This window comes from Halopseudomonas sp. L-58, assembly GCF_056859475.1.
This window is the reverse complement of sequence record NZ_JBSXON010000067.1, coordinates 32,832-49,046: the sequence shown is the minus strand read 5'-3', so window position 1 is coordinate 49,046 and position 16,215 is coordinate 32,832. Positions and strand designations below refer to the sequence as shown.

General features: G+C 60.7%; 20 protein-coding genes and 1 pseudogene. 12 read left to right on the top strand and 9 right to left on the bottom strand.

Going from position 1 to position 16,215, the window contains the following annotated elements; all coding sequences use genetic code 11:
• A pseudogene (locus AC13EY_RS11930) lies at positions 1 to 278 on the bottom strand (transposase); the annotation flags it as partial.
• A gap of 374 nt (positions 279 to 652) precedes the next feature.
• Here AC13EY_RS11930 and AC13EY_RS11925 point away from each other — a divergent pair.
• Together AC13EY_RS11925 and AC13EY_RS11920 are read left to right on the top strand one after the other, a co-directional pair.
• A complete protein-coding gene (locus AC13EY_RS11925; protein ID WP_193075572.1) occupies positions 653 to 1,072 on the top strand; it encodes a hypothetical protein in 420 nt (139 codons plus the stop codon).
• Positions 1,073 to 1,179: 107 nt separating this feature from the next.
• Positions 1,180 to 1,545: a DUF2306 domain-containing protein gene (locus tag AC13EY_RS11920; RefSeq protein WP_228247559.1), complete on the top strand. Its 366-nt coding sequence runs from the start codon at positions 1,180 to 1,182 to the stop codon at positions 1,543 to 1,545.
• A gap of 29 nt (positions 1,546 to 1,574) precedes the next feature.
• Here AC13EY_RS11920 and AC13EY_RS11915 read toward each other — a convergent pair whose 3' ends face one another.
• The gene (locus AC13EY_RS11915) at positions 1,575 to 3,587 is read right to left on the bottom strand and encodes a putative bifunctional diguanylate cyclase/phosphodiesterase (protein WP_233048335.1); all 2,013 of its coding nucleotides are present in this window, start codon (positions 3,585 to 3,587) and stop codon (positions 1,575 to 1,577) included.
• A gap of 616 nt (positions 3,588 to 4,203) precedes the next feature.
• A complete protein-coding gene (locus tag AC13EY_RS11910; protein ID WP_228245064.1) occupies positions 4,204 to 4,641 on the bottom strand; it encodes a DUF3010 family protein in 438 nt (145 codons plus the stop codon).
• Positions 4,642 to 4,913: 272 nt separating this feature from the next.
• Here AC13EY_RS11910 and AC13EY_RS11905 point away from each other — a divergent pair, with 272 nt between their 5' ends.
• The 3 genes from AC13EY_RS11905 (at position 4,914) to AC13EY_RS11895 (ending at position 6,881) form a co-directional block, all read left to right on the top strand.
• Positions 4,914 to 5,342 carry a hypothetical protein gene (locus AC13EY_RS11905; RefSeq protein ID WP_228245065.1) on the top strand — a complete coding sequence of 143 codons (429 nt, stop codon included), beginning with the start codon at positions 4,914 to 4,916 and terminating at the stop codon, positions 5,340 to 5,342.
• Positions 5,343 to 5,495: 153 nt separating this feature from the next.
• On the top strand, positions 5,496 to 6,353 hold the full coding sequence (locus AC13EY_RS11900) for a DNA ligase (RefSeq protein ID WP_228245066.1): 858 nt from the start codon (positions 5,496 to 5,498) through the stop codon (positions 6,351 to 6,353).
• Positions 6,354 to 6,527: 174 nt separating this feature from the next.
• Positions 6,528 to 6,881 carry a septal ring lytic transglycosylase RlpA family protein gene (locus AC13EY_RS11895; RefSeq protein ID WP_228245344.1) on the top strand — a complete coding sequence of 118 codons (354 nt, stop codon included), beginning with the start codon at positions 6,528 to 6,530 and terminating at the stop codon, positions 6,879 to 6,881.
• Positions 6,882 to 7,003: 122 nt separating this feature from the next.
• On the opposite strand, the gene AC13EY_RS11890 is transcribed toward AC13EY_RS11895, so the two are convergent.
• Positions 7,004 to 8,110 carry a DUF2855 family protein gene (locus tag AC13EY_RS11890; RefSeq protein ID WP_228245067.1) on the bottom strand — a complete coding sequence of 369 codons (1,107 nt, stop codon included), beginning with the start codon at positions 8,108 to 8,110 and terminating at the stop codon, positions 7,004 to 7,006.
• Positions 8,111 to 8,185: 75 nt separating this feature from the next.
• On the opposite strand from AC13EY_RS11890, the gene AC13EY_RS11885 reads away from it, so the two are divergent.
• The gene (locus AC13EY_RS11885) at positions 8,186 to 8,833 is read left to right on the top strand and encodes a TetR/AcrR family transcriptional regulator (RefSeq protein WP_228245068.1); all 648 of its coding nucleotides are present in this window, start codon (positions 8,186 to 8,188) and stop codon (positions 8,831 to 8,833) included.
• Here AC13EY_RS11885 and AC13EY_RS11880 read toward each other — a convergent pair.
• On the bottom strand, positions 8,814 to 9,137 hold the full coding sequence (locus AC13EY_RS11880; RefSeq protein ID WP_228245069.1) for a hypothetical protein: 324 nt from the start codon (positions 9,135 to 9,137) through the stop codon (positions 8,814 to 8,816). The two genes, AC13EY_RS11885 and AC13EY_RS11880, sit on opposite strands and share 20 nt — an antisense overlap.
• A 79-nt stretch (positions 9,138 to 9,216) precedes the next feature.
• Between AC13EY_RS11880 and AC13EY_RS11875 the strand changes: the two genes are divergently transcribed.
• Positions 9,217 to 9,543 (top strand): YqfO family protein, encoded by a 327-nt coding sequence (locus AC13EY_RS11875; protein ID WP_228245070.1) that lies wholly within the window; start codon positions 9,217 to 9,219, stop codon positions 9,541 to 9,543.
• Between the two features lie 7 nt (positions 9,544 to 9,550).
• Here the strand turns inward: AC13EY_RS11875 and AC13EY_RS11870 are convergent, their stop codons facing one another.
• Both AC13EY_RS11870 and AC13EY_RS11865 read right to left on the bottom strand, forming a co-directional pair.
• Complete coding sequence (locus tag AC13EY_RS11870) at positions 9,551 to 10,045, bottom strand: L,D-transpeptidase family protein (RefSeq protein WP_308444259.1); 495 nt, start codon at positions 10,043 to 10,045, stop codon at positions 9,551 to 9,553.
• Positions 10,042 to 10,593 carry an NUDIX hydrolase gene (locus tag AC13EY_RS11865; protein ID WP_228245071.1) on the bottom strand — a complete coding sequence of 184 codons (552 nt, stop codon included), beginning with the start codon at positions 10,591 to 10,593 and terminating at the stop codon, positions 10,042 to 10,044. Before AC13EY_RS11865 ends, AC13EY_RS11870 begins: the two co-directional genes overlap by 4 nt.
• A gap of 188 nt (positions 10,594 to 10,781) precedes the next feature.
• On the opposite strand from AC13EY_RS11865, the gene AC13EY_RS11860 reads away from it, so the two are divergent.
• From AC13EY_RS11860 to AC13EY_RS11840, 5 genes are read left to right on the top strand one after another with little or no spacing between them, the layout of a single operon-like run.
• Positions 10,782 to 11,378 (top strand): NUDIX hydrolase, encoded by a 597-nt coding sequence (locus tag AC13EY_RS11860; protein ID WP_228245072.1) that lies wholly within the window; start codon positions 10,782 to 10,784, stop codon positions 11,376 to 11,378.
• A gap of 11 nt (positions 11,379 to 11,389) precedes the next feature.
• Positions 11,390 to 11,914, top strand: a complete 525-nt coding sequence (locus AC13EY_RS11855) for a gamma carbonic anhydrase family protein (protein ID WP_228245073.1) — start codon at positions 11,390 to 11,392, stop codon at positions 11,912 to 11,914.
• Positions 11,914 to 12,141 carry a DUF1289 domain-containing protein gene (locus AC13EY_RS11850; protein ID WP_228245074.1) on the top strand — a complete coding sequence of 76 codons (228 nt, stop codon included), beginning with the start codon at positions 11,914 to 11,916 and terminating at the stop codon, positions 12,139 to 12,141. The genes AC13EY_RS11855 and AC13EY_RS11850 overlap by 1 nt, the downstream gene beginning before the upstream one ends.
• A complete protein-coding gene (gene purT, locus AC13EY_RS11845; RefSeq protein WP_228245075.1) occupies positions 12,138 to 13,319 on the top strand; it encodes a formate-dependent phosphoribosylglycinamide formyltransferase in 1,182 nt (393 codons plus the stop codon). Before AC13EY_RS11850 ends, purT begins: the two co-directional genes overlap by 4 nt.
• Before the next feature lie 29 nt (positions 13,320 to 13,348).
• Positions 13,349 to 14,038: an SGNH/GDSL hydrolase family protein gene (locus AC13EY_RS11840; protein WP_373314998.1), complete on the top strand. Its 690-nt coding sequence runs from the start codon at positions 13,349 to 13,351 to the stop codon at positions 14,036 to 14,038.
• On the opposite strand, the gene AC13EY_RS11835 is transcribed toward AC13EY_RS11840, so the two are convergent.
• Positions 14,014 to 15,330, bottom strand: coding sequence for an HlyC/CorC family transporter (locus tag AC13EY_RS11835; RefSeq protein ID WP_228245076.1), 1,317 nt, complete (start codon positions 15,328 to 15,330; stop codon positions 14,014 to 14,016). The two genes, AC13EY_RS11840 and AC13EY_RS11835, sit on opposite strands and share 25 nt — an antisense overlap.
• 30 nt (positions 15,331 to 15,360) lie before the next feature.
• Positions 15,361 to 16,161 carry a cytochrome C assembly family protein gene (locus tag AC13EY_RS11830; protein ID WP_373314997.1) on the bottom strand — a complete coding sequence of 267 codons (801 nt, stop codon included), beginning with the start codon at positions 16,159 to 16,161 and terminating at the stop codon, positions 15,361 to 15,363.
• Positions 16,162 to 16,215 lie beyond the last annotated feature (54 nt).

The following is a 16,215-nucleotide window of genomic DNA, read 5'->3' as shown; positions in this document are numbered from 1 at the left end:
CAGAGATCGATACGAACGAAATCACGCATCGGCTCACTCTCGTAAATCGCATCCTCAACGCCTTCATCAGCCAGGCCGTACCACTGCTGGAGGAAGTAGATTCGCAGGATCCGGTCTAGCGGAGTCGGTGGACGGTCACCCTTGCCGGCACCCTCTGGGTAATATGAGGGCCACAGGGCATCCAGCAGGCGCTGCCAGGACACCACTACATTCATCTCAGCCAGGAAGCGTTCCCGGCGGCTAACCTTTTTCTTGTTCTGATGCTCGGCTTGGGCGAAGTGATCTGCTTCATCGGGTGGCTTGGCTGAGGTAGTGGCAGTGTCTGGTGATTATACTCAGGGCTGCGTAATCAGGCAGAGGGCTGATTTGTGCAGCGTTTCCTTAGGCTTTTCGTATGGAGCTAAACCAAATATCCGTTCCGTCACTTGAAGATAGCCCTGTTCAGGGGATATCAAGAGGGTTAGTGTACTACGTCCATACGGGACGAAATGCTTGGCATAGTACATGGGTAACGCAGTATTACCCCGGGTGTATGCATTCGACATTAGAGTCAGCAAAGAACTACGCAGAAAAGCGAAGAACAAGAGGTACTGTTTTCTATATCAGACAACTGCCTTGCCTGATATTCCGAAGCCGCAAACAGACTATTTTGGTGACAGAAATTAACAATAGAAATCCTCTGTCTGGGTATTCCGTAAATGCAACAACAGAAGAAGTTGCTTATGGATATAAAAAAATTGAGGGTGCCTTAAATAATTATTTAAAAGTAGGCTCCCCCTTAAATGGAGTGGCAATGTCATTCTTACCCAATAGTCGTTTCTGGAATGTGAGACCTAGCCCTAGAGACTCTATCATAATCTTAGGTTCAACTGATCCGTCTATTCCCATAGAGAAGGTGAGTTCAGATAATCTGCATGCTTACAAGTCGTTCTCACATGGGGGTAATTACTATTTAGGTTGGTCATCAATCGAATCAGAGATAAAAAGACTGGCCGTTTTACAGCTCTACCGAATGGCCAAGCCTAACAAATCAAGCAAGAAGGACGCGCAAAAAGTGCGCGCCTCTTCTTGAGGCGTTATACAGACAATTTGTCGTTCAAAACTTATACAGATCACCTACTCACCTGACACCCGCCCCACCGGCTGGTGAATTCATCCACCTTAGCGCGCGGGTGCACCATGGCCGTTACGCTTCATCTTATTGCTGCACTCTGGGCGTTGCTCGCCGGGGGCTTTCAGTTGCTGACCCGCAAGGGGACGCGGTTGCATAGGGTTGTGGGCTGGTCGTGGATGACGGCGATGGTGATTGTGGCCGTGTCTTCGTTCTGGCTGACCGGCTTTATGGATGTGTTCCATGGTTACAGCCCTATCCATCTGCTGTCGGTCTGGGTGCTGGTGTGTGTGGCGGTGTCGGTGTACTCAGCCCGAGCCGGCCATATCAGGCGGCATCGCGCCTTTGCGGTCGGTGCCTTTATCGGCGTTATCGGAGCCGGGCTGGGTGCATTGGCGCCGGGGCGGCTGATTTATCAGTGGCTGGTCGGTTGATCTGTGAGCCTTCGCCGACTAGCGCCAGCTCACTGCGTTGGCGACAGGCTTTCCCTTGCGATGCAGGCGCGCAGGTCGTCGAGAGCGAGTGGTCTGGCGAACAGGTAGCCCTGGAAATGGTCGCAGCCGCAGGTGATCAGGCACTGCAGCTGCTCCTCGGTTTCAACGCCTTCTGCCAGCACGGTCATGCCGTAGTTCTGGCCGATGGCAATGATGTTCTGCACCATGGCCAGGGCGGTCTTGTCGTCGGTGACGTGATCGACAAAGCTTTTGTCGATCTTGACCTCGTGAAACGGCAGCGAGCGTAGGGTGCTCAGCGAGGAATAGCCGGTACCAAAGTCATCGAGTGACATCCGCACGCCGGCGTCCTTGGCGCGGGTCAGGATATGGTGGATCTGCTCGATGTCTTCAATCAGCAGATTTTCCGTGACTTCGATACATATCTGCTCAAAGCCCAGCAGGCTGCTGTCGATTCGTTCCAGCAGCTGATCGATAAAGCCGTTTTCCATCAACTGCCGGGCGGAGACGTTGATCGACAGGCTGAAGGTCTGGCCGGTTTGCTGTTGCAGCCCTGCGATGTCGGCCAGCGCCCGGTCAATGATGTGGTAACCAAGGGTGGTGATCAGCCCAGAGTGCTCGGCAATCGGGATGAAGGCGTCCGGCGGCACACTGCCCAGAACCGGGCTTTGCCAGCGTACCAGTGCTTCCACTCCATACATGCGGCCATGCTGGTCAGCCTGAGGCTGATAGACCAGGAAGATCTCGCCGCGGGTTTCGGCGCCACGCAGATGTTGTTCGATCCTGACCCGGTACAGGTATTGCTCTTCCAGATCGGTACGGAAGAAGCGCAGGGTGTTGCGCTCCTTCTTGGCCTCATACATGGCCACATCCGCCGCGCGCAGCAGCTCGTCGAGGGTGGTGCCATGCTCCGGGTAGCGCGCCACACCGATACTGCAGCCGGGGGAGAAGGTCATATTGGAGAAGGGAATATTGGCGCAAATGGCGTTAATTTGCCGGCCGACTCGCTCCTCGGCGGCGGTACTGTCGGCATGGGTGGCAATCAACAGCACAAACTCGTCACCGCCATGCCGCACCAGCAGGGTGTCTTCACGCAGGGCCTGCTCGAAGCGGCGTGCCAGCTCTACCAGGATCTGATCACCAATGCTGTGGCCGAAATGGTCGTTGATGCCCTTGAAGTGGTCGAGGTCGATGAACAGCTGTGAGAAGTTCTGTTTTCCTGTCTGCCACTGGTCAAAGGCCTCCAGCAGAAAGTTGCGATTGGGCAGGCCGGTCAGAGTGTCGTGATCGGCCTGATATTGCAGCTGCTGGCGGCGGTGCTGCTGCTCCCGGTCGATAAAGCGAAACAGGTAGAACATGCTGATCAGAAACGCCGCGGCCAACGCAATATAAAGCGTTGCAGTCTTGAGGAATTGATTGATCAGATAGCCTTCTTCAACTTCAGACAGCAGCCAGAATTCGTAGCGGGGGTTGTAGAGTGCGACGCCACGGACGTGCTCTCTGTCCGAATTGGTATCCCATCTGAAGGTGATGGTGGCCTGACGCTCTGAGGGATGCTCAGGTTCGCGCTGGCCCTGTTGAAGGGCCTGCATGAGCTGCCGATACTGCGTTTCCGGCAGGGGCTGGACGAAGAAGTCAGGGATCAGCTCCCCGTTAGTCGCGTACTGGATATAGCGATCACGGGTGCGAAGAATGGTGATGCGGTTATGTGGACCGAGGACGGCCGCATGGGCGAAATGACCGCTGTCCGCCTGGATTTTCAGTGCGCCGGTCATGATGCCCAGCAACTGCCCGTCAGTATCGCGAATGGCCTTTCTGGCCGGGATTACCAGTCTGGGAGCGTTGTAGGTTCGCCCGAGGACCATTTTGTCGCTTTCGATGGCGTATACGAAGGATTCTTTCGATTCGGGCTGTTGCAGCAGGTTTGGCGGGTCGGGCCTGACCAGATTGGAGGTTGTGTCCAGCACCTCGCCTGCGGTGGAAAACAGGGCAAAGCCGGCAAAGAATTCCGGATTGATGTTCATCAGCCGGTCCAGCTCGGATCGAATATCCGGGTTGCCTTCGCGCTGGCGCAGGAGGATGTCCTGACCAATCAGGGTGATGATGGTTTCCTGCTGCTCCAGCAGCGATGAAAAACTGCCGAACCACTGCTTGACCAGGCTGCGTTGGGAGGCCTCGGTCTGCGCAGTCAGATACTGCCAGTGGGTATACGTAAGGCCGGCCAGCGCAATGACCGCAGTAGCACACAGCAGCTTGTACAGTAGCCAGATATTGCGCCTGATAGACAGCGGTCTGAATCCGATTCAGCTTCTCTTTGTTGAGCGCGGTTTAACTCGATTACGACATAATAGTTCTGATAATCCAGTCAGGGAGCCAGCTAGCGTTCAGGCCGTGGATAACTTCAATACTAGTTGAGTTATCGGCAGAGCTCGCTTCAGGGTGGACAGTGATATACGCGCCTGTCGCTACATACAATGCCACATTTTTTTTATGGTCTTTACCGCTAAATGGCATTAGGCCATGTTGGCGTGCGACTGGCAATGGGGGCTGGTCGGGCTGGGGGAGAGGCGGGGTTGGCAGGCAGCCCGAATAGTCTCATTCGGGCGGGGGCGCGCGATCTGGTGGCTGACCGCGGTGCTGTCAGTTGGCGAACTTGTCTTTCATCAGATAGGCGAATGCGGTGTTGAAGGCGGGTTCCTGATAGGCCTTCAGCCCGGTTTCAGAGAACAGGACCGGAATGGGGTTGCGCTTGATCGACTCCTTGATATCGGTCGGTGACATGATCACCACGTCCAGATCGGCAATCAGCTCGATCGCGGCTTCCAGTTTGAAGCCCACGGCACCGCCGGCAAACTTGCCCTTCATCGGCCGCTGGCGGATAACGACCTTGTCGACCTTGTAGTCGTGCATCAGCTTGGCAAAAGTCTGCTGAAAATGGCGCAGCGCGCCGGTGCTGTTGCTATCGGTCAGGCTGATCCGGCGTGCGCGGAAATCAGGCAGCTGGAACAGCTCGTCATCGAGTGCCAGCAGGCAGACATTGGCATCGTTACTGTTGAGGTCAACACCACACACTTTCATAAAAAATCCAATCCCGTTCGTTCGGCGCAGTATAGCGCACGACAGGTTGCTCGCGTGTGTTCGCGCAGCAGTCCGGGAGTCAGCCCCGCAGATGTTTGTCGGGACGGGCCCTGCTATAGTGCCGGCCTCTCCCGGGGGCTGCCGGCGTTCTGCCGGGGCGCGCCCCTGCTGTTGCCCAGGATGTGATGTGATGAGCCATTTGGTAGTGATTTCGGCTATGCCGCTTGCCCTGTCGCTGCACGCTGTTGCTTGGCAGGTGGAGTTCAGCTGACATGCTTCAACCCGTGATTCAGCAGGAATCCACCGGCTGCGGGATTGCCTCGGCCGCCGTTTTGCTCGGCTGCAGCTATCCGCAGATGAAGGCCGTTGCCAATGCGATGGGCATTTATGCCGATGACAAGGCACTCTGGTCGGACACCCAATACGTGCGTCGATTGCTGGAAAACGGCGGCTTGCAGGTGTCGGCCACCGAGGAGCCTTTCGTTTCCTGGCAGGCGCTGCCTGATCTGGCGTTGCTGGCGATCAAATATCACTGGGACGGTGAGCGGCCGTTCTGGCATTGGGTGGTGTTTGAACGTTTTGCGGGCGCAATGCGGGTACTGGACTCGGCCAGCTATCTGCCCGCGAACGTGCGCACCGACTTCGAGGCCATGACGCCGCGCTGGTCGATCGCGGTCAGTAGGCCTGAGGCTGCGTCCTGATCGTTGCGCTGCTGTGACGGGGTTCTAACCTCTCGTCCCGGCTGCTTGTTCGCCCCCTTGGTATTGCTAGCCTGTGGCGGCGCACGCGATGCCGGCGGCTGTGCGCTTTCTGCCCGACTGTCTGCCGGTCTTACCTGCAACAGGGAGGTTGCCGTGTTCGTCTGGATACGCCGAGCGTTGCTCTTTTGCGCCTTGCTGCACCTGCCGGCGAGCGCCGACAGCGGTTTGATGCTTGCCGAGGTTTATCGTGGTGAAGGGGCGGTTGCGGACTACTGGGTCAGCGAGAAGCTCGACGGCGTTCGCGCGCGCTGGGACGGTCGGCAGTTGCTGAGTCGTGGCGGTTACCGCATCAATGCGCCGGCGGAGTTCACCCTCGGTTGGCCGGCACTGCCGATGGATGGTGAGTTGTGGCTCGGACGTGGGCGGTTTGATGAGGTCAGCGCACTGGCTCGCCGCCAGCAGGCGAGCGTCGCTGACTGGCAGGGGGTGCGCTTTATGGTGTTTGACCTGCCCGAGCACGGCGGTGACTTCAGCGCCCGGGTGCTGGCGATGCGCGAGCTGGCCGGTTTGCAGCTCGCTTCACTGCAGCCGGTGGCGCAGCAGCGGCTGGGAAGCGCCGACGAACTGGATGCGCTGCTTGAGCGTACGGTGGCTGGTGGCGGCGAGGGGTTGATGCTCCACCACGCCAGCGCGCGCTACCGCGCCGGGCGTCATCCGCTGTTGCTCAAATACAAGCCGTTCGAGGATGCCGAGGCACGTGTTGTCGGTTATACCGCTGGCCTCGGCAAATACCGGGGACAGGTGGGGGCGCTGCTGGTCGCTGATGGGGTCGGGCGGCGATTTCGGCTGGGCAGCGGCCTGAGTGATGCGCAGCGCCAGTCGCCACCGGCCATTGGTACGCTGGTGACCTATCGCTTTAATGGCCTGACCTCTGGCGGTCTGCCGCGTTTTGCCCGCTTTCTGCGGGTCAGGACGGATGCCGGGTTGAATGAGCCTGCCGCAACGCCCTGACCGGGTGTGATGCCGTGCGCACGTCAGTGCCGGTTATCGGGCGCATGCTCTTGCCGTGAACCCGACGCTGATAGCGCGGTCTATCCGACCACCGCCTCCGCCCCGGAGGTACTGGCTTCGTATTGCAAAAGGTGTGTCGTATTGAACGGACGTGTTCTGTTTCTGGGTCTGATTATGCTGGCGCTGGCCGGTTGCAGTCATCTGGGCGGCGGCAAGCTCGGAGGCGCGGCCGAGACCGGGCAGGCGTCTTATTACGCGGACAAGTTCGAGCAGCGCAAGACCGCCAATGGCGAGCGCTATCGTCACGATGCGCTGACCGCAGCCCATCGCACCTTACCCTTCGGCACCCGGGTGCAGGTGACCAATCTGGATAACGGCCGATCGGTTGTGGTGCGCATCAATGACCGAGGCCCCTTCGTTCGTGGCCGGGTGATTGACCTGTCGAAGTCGGCGTTTACCCGCATCGGCCAGGTTTCGAGCGGGCTGTTGCCGGTGAAAGTGGTCGTGCTGAGCCTGCCTCCACGCTAGGCCGTCCGGCCTCGGGATGCCCTAGCCCTGCAGCGGGCGTGGGTGGGGCATGTGCAGGGACGCGACAGGTCGCGTCCGCAATGGGGGCGGCAGGTGCACGACGCCCTGGCCGGGTCGCTGGCTTAGTCGAGGACGACTGCGTGGCCATCCTTGGGATCGATACGCCCGCCGACCAGATCCTCTACCAGTGTCTTTGCCTGCTCCAGACCGGCGTGCTCGATGACGTTCAGCCACGGTGCAGCCGGGTTCTGTACTCGCTCGATAAACGCCAGCTGGGCGGCGTTGAAGCGGCGGGTCACTTCTGCCGCGCCCCAGTCGGCGTTACGCTTCTTGATCTGGTAGGGCGCAAAGTACGGCTGCGGTGCCGGGCCGTGCACAGGCGTTTCGGCGGCGCTGAGGTGTTCGTGGTTCTGTGCTGATCCTGCGTAGCAGTCGTAGGCCAGGCTGTCCTTGAAGTGCTCGTGAATGCGGTTGCGCAGCGCCACGTTGCCTGAGAAGTCGACATACAGCGTGGGGATGCTGGCATCGAGTTGTTCAACGTCTTCGTAGGCGACAGCCTGCTGGTAGCAGCCGAGCTGGGCGACGAAGTCGGTGTTGCCGCCAGAGGTCAGGCCAATCAGCGCCACGCTGTCGTTCTGCTCCAGGCAGAAGGCGGTGCCGTAGGCGGTCTTGCTGGAGGCGCTGGAGACGATGATCTGGCGGGCGCCGAAGAAGTTGTTGTCTTCCAGGAAGTCGGCCAGCATGAACGAGGTGATAAACAGCGGGCGCAGCAGCATCTGATAGTTCTCATCAGCGGCGCGGTAGGCGGCATCGGTGCTGATGCGCTGGTACTGGTTATAGGCCGACGTCAGCTCCAGACGGTGCGGGATGCCGTCGTAAAAGCCGCGTTCGGAAACACGTACCGGATTCATGACCACGTGCGACGCAATCGGCCAGTAGCCGTAGAAGCGTTCACCCACCGCCAGACCCTCAACTGTACTCTCGACGATCTCGGCAAAGCCCCAGGCCGGCATGTGGAACCACTCGGCCGCACCGGTGGGGAAAAAGTCCCAGTAGCGCAGGTGCGGGGTTTCGCCGAAGGCGGCGTAGGTAATGTTGTTGGTGGTCAGCGCCAGGCGGCTGATGCGCAGCAGTGCTTCGCCCGGCTTCAGCTCCGGCATCGGCTGGGTGACGACGCGAACCTGATTAAGGTCCTTCTTGTTATTTTGCAGTTGGCTGATCACAGTCATGGGCGCTCCTGAAAAGGGGTGATTCGACAGTAGGATGACTGTAGCCTGTCAGCGTGTTTACCGGGTTCGGATTCCATGACCAGCAAGAACAGCCCCGCTCAGTCTCGCAACAAGCCGCTCAAGCGCCCGACCCAGGGGCGCGCCAAGATGACGGTGCAGGCGATTTTCGATACCTATGTTCGGATTTGGCAGCGCGATGGCTGGGAGCGCGTGACGACCCGCGCGGTGGCGCTGGAGGCCGGGGTCGCGGTGGGCACCCTGTACGATTACTTTCCCAGCAAGCAGGCGCTGCACTCGGGGTATGTGCGCCACTGCATCGAGCGCCTGTTGCAGGCAATTGAACAGCAGGCCATCGAGCCCGTCGGGCTGGTGTGGCAGGAGCGTGTCGGTCGGCTGGTGCGATTGCTTGGCGGCGTGGCTGGTGAGGCGGCCTGGTTTCATCCGCAGATGCTGGAGCTGGAGCCGGTGATTGCCGAGCAGAAGCACCAGCAGCGTGCCTATACCGAGCTGATGAGTATCTGGCAGCGGGTGCTGGAGGCCTGCCCGGACCTGCCGGTCAAGCCTTCGGTGTCACGCCTTGAGGCGCTGCATCTGATGGTCTGGGGCGCCCGGCGCTACGGGTTGCTGGTGCAGCTGTCGGGCGAGCGGCTGGCCGAGCTGGTCGCCGAGCAGGAACAGCTGTGCCTGCAGGTGCTGGCGTCGCTCAGCGCCGGCTCGGAATGACGTCCAGATAGTCGCGCTGGATGGCCGTTTCCAGTGCGTTGGCGGCGCTGACCAGCTCTTCGTAGGTCATTCGGAGTTTGCGCAGCGTCTCGACCTGCTCATCGGACGGCGCGCGTCCGCCGGCTTTGCCTGCGATATCAAGCAGACCGCACAGATAGGCCTTGCGGGCCTGGGCGACCATGTTGAGCATGGGGGTCAGCGCATCCAGACTGAGCTGCGGAATAGCCGGGTTGATGATATTGCGGTTGACTTCGCGGCGCTGCTTTTCCAGCTCAAGCAGCAGGCGGTTGCTGTCGATTGTCATGGCGTCGTGATCCTTGTTGCGGACTTTTTGTGATTCTAATGTGCCGTCATTTGATGGCCGGGTGCTAGAGGACAATAGCATGTACAAGTTATGTTTCTTTGTGCCTGCCAGCCATGTCGAGCAGGTCAAGCAGGCAGTCTTTGCCGCGGGTGCCGGCCGGCTTGGCAATTATGACAGCTGCAGCTGGCAGGTGCTGGGGCAGGGCCAGTTCAGGCCGCTGTCGGGAAGTGAGCCCTATCTCGGCCAGACCGGCGTCGTTGAGCAGGTATCAGAGTACCGCGTGGAAACCCTGTGCGCCGGTGATTGTATCGAGGCGGTCATCGAGGCGCTGCGCCATGCTCATCCCTACGAGGAGCCGGCGTTTGACGTCTGGCGCCTGGAGGCCCATCTGATGCAGCGGCGCTAGTTGCTGTTCAGGGCACGATCTCGACCAGCGTACCGTCGGGCACCAGCTCCCATAGTTCGCGCATTTCAGCGTTGCCAAGGGCGATGCAGCCGTTGGTCCAGTCCAGGCCCTTGAAGAACCACTCCGGGTATTCCTCGTCGATTGGCGTGCCATGAATCATGATCATGCTGCCGGGGTCGTCTATACCGGCCTCAAAGGCTGCCATGCGGTCCTTGAGGTTGGGGTAGTCCAGATGCAGGCTGAGATTGTATTGCGGGCTCTCATGGCGCCAGTCGATCGTATAGATGCCCTCCGGCGTGCGCTGGTCGCCCTGCTGGCGCTTGGGGCCCACCGGCTGGCGGCCAAGGGAGATGCGGTATTCATGCAGCACGCGGCCGTCGCTGATGATCTGCAGGCTGCGCTCGGCCTTCCTGATCAGTATCCGGTCGATCGGTGGCTGGCCGGCCCAGGCGCAGGAGGCAGCCAGCAGAATGCAGCCGAGGAACAGGGTGCTCAGCTTCATCGGCGGTGCTGTCCCGGGCGGTAGAGGATGTCGCGGATGCGTACCGGAAAGGCCTGCTCCTGGCGGTCAAGGAAGTACTGCTTGAGGGTCTTGCCCACGGTCGGAAAGGCCAGTTTGTCCCAGGGAATCTCGTGCTCGTGGAACAGGCGCACTTCCAGGCTTTCTTCGCCGGCGCTGAACTCCAGATCGGCCAGCTCGCCGCGGAAGAACATGTAGACCTGATTGATATGCGGCAGGTTGAACAGCATATACAACTCTTGTTGCTGAAGTCTGGCGCGGGCCTCTTCCCAGGTTTCGCGCAGGGCTGCCTCTTCGGTGGTTTCGCCGTTTTCCATGAAGCCTGCGGGCAGGGTCCAGAAACCGCGACGCGGCTCGATGGCCCGGCGACAGAGTAGTACCTGCTGGCCGTGCACCGCGAGACAGCCAGCGACGATGCGCGGGTTCTGATAATGGATGGTCTGGCAATGGTCGCAGACGAACCGTGAACGGGTGTCCCCGTCGGGGACGCGTGCGGTGACGCCTTGACCGCACTCGCTACAGAACTTCATGACTGGCTTCCGGCTGGCTGCTGGGTAATTGGGCTCTATCTTGCTGATCGTGCGGCCTGCGGGCAAGAGCTCAGGTGGAGAAATCAGCTTGTCGATCAGCTACCTATCGCATGGTATTTACGCCATGGTGCGGCTGGTTCTGCCCTGGTGATCATGCCATCATTGACGAAATAAACGAGGATGTATGCATGCTAGACGAAATGCGCATGCGGGTGATGCAGCACACCCCTCGACAGATAACAGCGCCCGGACTGCCCGAGGCTGGTGTGCTGATTGCAATCACCTCGCAACCGCAGCCGGAAATTATTCTGACCCTGCGTTCGCAGCGCCTGTCGACCCATTCAGGCGAAGTTGCCTTCCCCGGCGGACGGCGTGACCCGGGCGATGTGGACCTGTGCTATACCGCTTTGCGCGAGGCGCATGAGGAAATCGGCCTGCTGCCGGAGCTGGTGGATGTGGTCGGCCCCATGGATTCGCTGGTCTCGCGTTTTGGTATCAAGGTCACGCCCTATGTGGGCGTCGTGCCCGACCAGTTCGAGATCATTCCCAACGCCAGTGAGATTGAAGAGGTGTTTCGCGTGCCGGTCGAGTTCTTTATGTCTGATCCGCGCGAAATGACCCACCGTATCGACTATGAAGGGCGTAGCTGGTACGTCCCCAGCTACCGTTTCAACGGCTTCAAGATCTGGGGGCTGACGGCGCTGATGCTGGTTGAATTGATGAATACCGGCTTTGACGCGGGTATCACCTTGCATACGCCCTACGACGGGCACAACAAGAATTAGGAGCACGAAGCATGAAGTACAGCCTGGGCAGGGATCGGGTAGAAATGGCGGCTGACGCCTGGATTGCCGACACCGCAGCGGTCATCGGCAAGGTCAAGCTGGAGGCTGGCGCCAACGTCTGGTTTGGCGCGGTGATTCGCGGTGATGTCGAGCAGATTACCGTCGGCGAACACAGCAATGTGCAGGACGGCGCGGTAATGCATGCCGATAGTGGCGTGCCGCTGACCCTCGGCAAAGGCATCACAGTCGGCCATAATGCGATGCTGCACGGGTGCACGGTCGGTGATTACAGCCTGATCGGCATCAACGCGGTGGTGCTCAATGGCGCGAAGATCGGTAAACATTGCATCATCGGCGCCAACAGCCTGATTCCTGAAGGCAAGGAGATCCCGGACGGTTCACTGGTCATGGGCTCCCCCGGCAAGGTGGTCAAGACGCTGAGCGATCAGCAGAAGAAGATGCTGGAACTGAGCGCCGCCCATTACGTGCAGAACGCCAAACGCTTCCGTGACGAACTCAAGATACAGGAAGACTGATGACCCGCTCTGCCCCCGTTCGCTCGCCTTGTGTCAGCATTTGTGCGCTGGACGATAACGACATCTGCACCGGGTGTCAGCGCACCGGCATGGAAATAGCCCGCTGGGGCCGGATGACCGACGAGCAGCGTCTTGAGGTGCTGGCGCGCTGCGAGGAGCGTGCGCGCGGGCAGGGGCTGTGGATCGGCACGGCGACTCAATCAACTATCCAAGGTAGACAGGCATGACGGTAATCGGGACCCCCTACGCAGAAAGCGCGACGCGGGTATTGCTGCTGGGCTCGGGCGAACTGGGCAAGGAAGTGGCCATTGAGCTGCAGCGGCTGGGCTGTGAGGTTATCGCGGTAGACCGCTATGAGCACGCCCCGGCGATGCAGGTCGCGCACCGCAGCCATGTGATCAGCATGCTGGACGGTCAGGCGCTGCGCGAGGTTATCGAAGCCGAGCAGCCCGATTACATCGTGCCGGAAATTGAAGCCATTGCGACCGCGACGCTGGTCGAGCTGGAAGCGGAAGGCTACAACGTCGTGCCGACCGCCGAGGCAGCGCGCCTGACCATGGATCGCGAGGGCATCCGCCGTCTGGCTGCGGAAACGCTGGGCCTGCCGACCTCTGCCTACCGGTTCGCGGACACGCTGGATGAATACCGTGCCGCGGTCGCTGCCATTGGCATGCCCTGCGTAGTCAAGCCGGTGATGAGTTCATCGGGCAAGGGGCAGAGTCTGGTGCGCGAGCAGGCCGATATCGACAAGGCCTGGGAGTATGCCCAGTCCGGCGGTCGTGCCGGTCAGGGCCGGGTGATCGTCGAGGGGTTTGTCGACTTTGATTATGAAATTACCTTGCTGACCGTGCGGCACATTGACGGCACCTCCTTCTGCGAACCTATCGGCCACCGTCAGGAGGCCGGCGATTACCGCGAGTCCTGGCAGCCGCAGGTGATGAGCGAAGGGGCGCTGGCTGAGGCCAAACGGGTTGCCTCAACCATCACCGAGGCGCTTGGTGGCCGTGGTGTGTTTGGTGTGGAGCTGTTCGTCAAGGGCGATCAGGTGTGGTTCAGCGAAGTCTCTCCGCGCCCGCACGACACCGGGCTGGTAACCCTGATTTCGCAGGACCTGTCCGAGTTTGCATTGCATGCGCGGGCCATTCTGGGACTGCCGATTCCGGTAATCCGTCAAGTCGGTCCATCGGCATCCGCCGTCGTGCTGGTGCAGGGGCAATCAGCCAATGTCAGCTTCGGCAATCTGGGCGCGGCACTCAAGGAACCGGACACCCAGCTGCGGCTGTTCGGCAAGCCCGAGGTTGATGGGCAGCGTCGTATGGGGGTCGCGCTGGCGCGTGATGAGTCCATTGAGGCGGCTGTTGCCAAGGCGGTGCGCGCGGCATCGGCGGTTGAGGTCACGCTCTGAGCCGGTGGTGGTATCTGGCGGCACCGGCCTTGCCGCTGTTGCTGCCTCAGGCAATGTGGGTCAAGCGCACGGCGCTGCGCCTGCCGGACGCGCAGCAGCCCTGGCAGGGGCTGGTGGCGGCGCCGGATGGTGCTCGGGAAAGGCCGCTGCGGTTGTTGCTGGTTGGCGAGTCCACCGTTGCCGGCGTCGGGGTCGAGTGTCAGCAGCAGGCCCTTGTCGGGCAGTTGGCCAGTCAGTTGGCTGAACAGCTTGGGCGCCCGGTGCAGTGGCAGGCGGCCGGTCGCAACGGCGCGGTGGCCGGAGACTGTCTGCAAGACCTGCTGCCTGCGGTTACCGGGCAGCAGTGGGACCTGGCGCTGATCGTGCTGGGCGTCAACGATACCACCCACCTCACTCCACGGCCGCGCTGGCGGCGTAATCTGCGGGGCCTGATCGAGCAGCTGCAAGTCTGTTCGGGGCGGGTGATGCTGACCGGCGTGCCGCCGCTGGGGCATTTCCGGGCGTTGCCGCAACCGCTGCGCGGCTGGTTCGGGCTACGCGCCGGGCTGATGGACGCCGATCTTCAGGCTGTCGCCCGGGACTCGGGCGCCCACTACCTGTCACTGGATCTGCCATTCGAGCCGGTTTATCTGGCCCGCGACGGCTATCACCCTTCGGCGGCCGGGTATCGGCAGTGGGCGGCGGGTATCGTCCGTCAGCTGGCGCCGTCGGTGGTCTGATCCGCTTCGTCTGAGGGGCGCGGGTCGACCTGGTTCAAGGCCCGATCCCATATCCGAACGCTTTTCACCATGTTGTCCTTGGTCTGCAGAATCTCCATCCGGTAGTGGCCGGTGGTCAGGCAGACCGAGGTTTCCGGAATGGTTTCCAGCTGCTCGGTGATCACGCCGTTGAGGGTCTTGGGGCCGTCGGCAGGCAGCTTCCAGTGCAGGTGACGGTTGATGTCGCGAATCGACGCGCTGCCATCGATCACATAGGTACCATCGGCCTGCGGATGGATGTCCTGGCTCAGGCTGAGCATCTCGGTGGTGAAGTCGCCGACAATTTCTTCCAGGATGTCTTCCAGCGTCACCAGGCCGATGACGTCGCCGTACTCGTCGACGACGATGGCAATCCGGCGCTTCTGTTTCTGAAAGTTGAACAGCTGGGTGTGCAGCGGTGTGCTTTCCGGGATGAAGTAGGGCTCCTTGCAGGCGCCGATCAGGGCTTCCTTGGTCAGTTCGCCGCGGCTCAGCAGGCGCGCGATCGAGCGCATGTGGACGATGCCGGTGACGTTGTTGATATCGCCCTGGTAGACCGGCAGCCGGGTGTAGTGACAGCTGCGCAGCTGGTGATTGATCGCGGCCATGTCGCTGTCCAGATCAATACCGACAGCCTCGTTGCGCGGGATCATGATGTCGTTGACCGTCATCTTCTCCAGATCAAGGATGCCCAGCAGCATGTTCTGGCGGCTGCGGGTAATGCCGAGCCCGGCTTCACGCACCACCGTGCGCAGCTCCTCGGTGGTCAGCTGATCGCCATCCTTGCTGTGCGGGTTGACCCCGAGCATGCGCAAAAGCAGGTTGCTGATGGCGCTGCACACCCACACCACCGGATAGAGCAGGCGCTGCAGGCCGGACAGGATCACGCTGGCCGGGAAGGCAATCAGCTCCGGGCGCAGGGCTGCCAGGGTCTTGGGTGTGATCTCGCCGAAGATCAGCACGACCACGGTCAGGATCATGGTGGCAATCGCGATACCGGCTTCGCCCCAGACGTCCACCGCGATCACGGTGGCGATGGAGGCGGCGAGGATGTTGACGATATTGTTACCGACCAGAATGGTGCCGAGCAGTCGGTCGGGGCGCTCCAGCAGACGGGAGGCGCGGCGCGCCGCCCGGTGGCCTTCCTTGCTCAGGTGCTTCAGCCGGTAGCGATTGAGGCTCATCATGCTGGTTTCGGAGCTGGAGAAGAACGCTGACAGCACGATCAGCACCACCAGCAGAATCAGCAGCAGGCCAGTATGGGATTCGTTCAAGGGCTAGCCTCAGGCAGGTCGTAGTATGGGTCAGGCGGCCAGCAGCAGTTCGCGTACCAGCTTGCTGCCGAAATAGGCCAGCATCAGCAACAGGAAGCCCGCCAGTGTCCAGCGGATCGCATTGCTGCCGCGCCAGCCGCGGAAGTGCCGGCCCCACAGCAGAATGCCGAACACCACCCAGGCCAGGCAGGACAGCAGAGTCTTGTGGGCCACATGCTGGGCGAACATGTTCTCCAGGAAGACAAAACCTGAGATCAGCGCCAGCGTCAGCAGCACTTCACCGCACAGCAGAAACTGGAACAGCAGCTGTTCCATGGTCTGCAGCGGCGGGAAGGTGCGAATGAAACGGGTAGGGTGCTTGTGCTTGAGCTGATAGTCCTGAACAGCCAGCAGGGTGGCCTGGAAGGCGGCAATGGTAAAAATGCCGTAGGCCAGCACCGACAGCAGAATATGCACCAGCAAGCCGTCCTGGTCGGTTGCCAGTGTCGTGCCCTGTTCGGGGAAGAAGCCCGCCAGCAGGGCGGTGATCAGTGCCAGCGGATAAAGCCCCAGCAGCAGACTGGTGACTGGCGCGCGGAAACTCGACACCAGCGTGACCGCAACTACCAGCCAGGAAATCAGCGAGCCGATATTGAACAGGCCCAGGGCAAAGCCCTGCGGTGTGGTGAGCTGAATATACAGACTGACGGCGTGGGCCAGCAGGGCAACCAGCCCGATGGCGCGCAACAGGCTGGCGTTGACGGCCAGACGTTTGCCGAGGCAGTGCATCTGATACAGGATGCCGCTGATATAGAAACCGGCGGCCAGCAGACTGGGGGCGAGGGCTGTCATACGTCCTTGCGAGCGATTATCAACAAAGCCGCAGTGTGGCATAAGCCGCGTCCG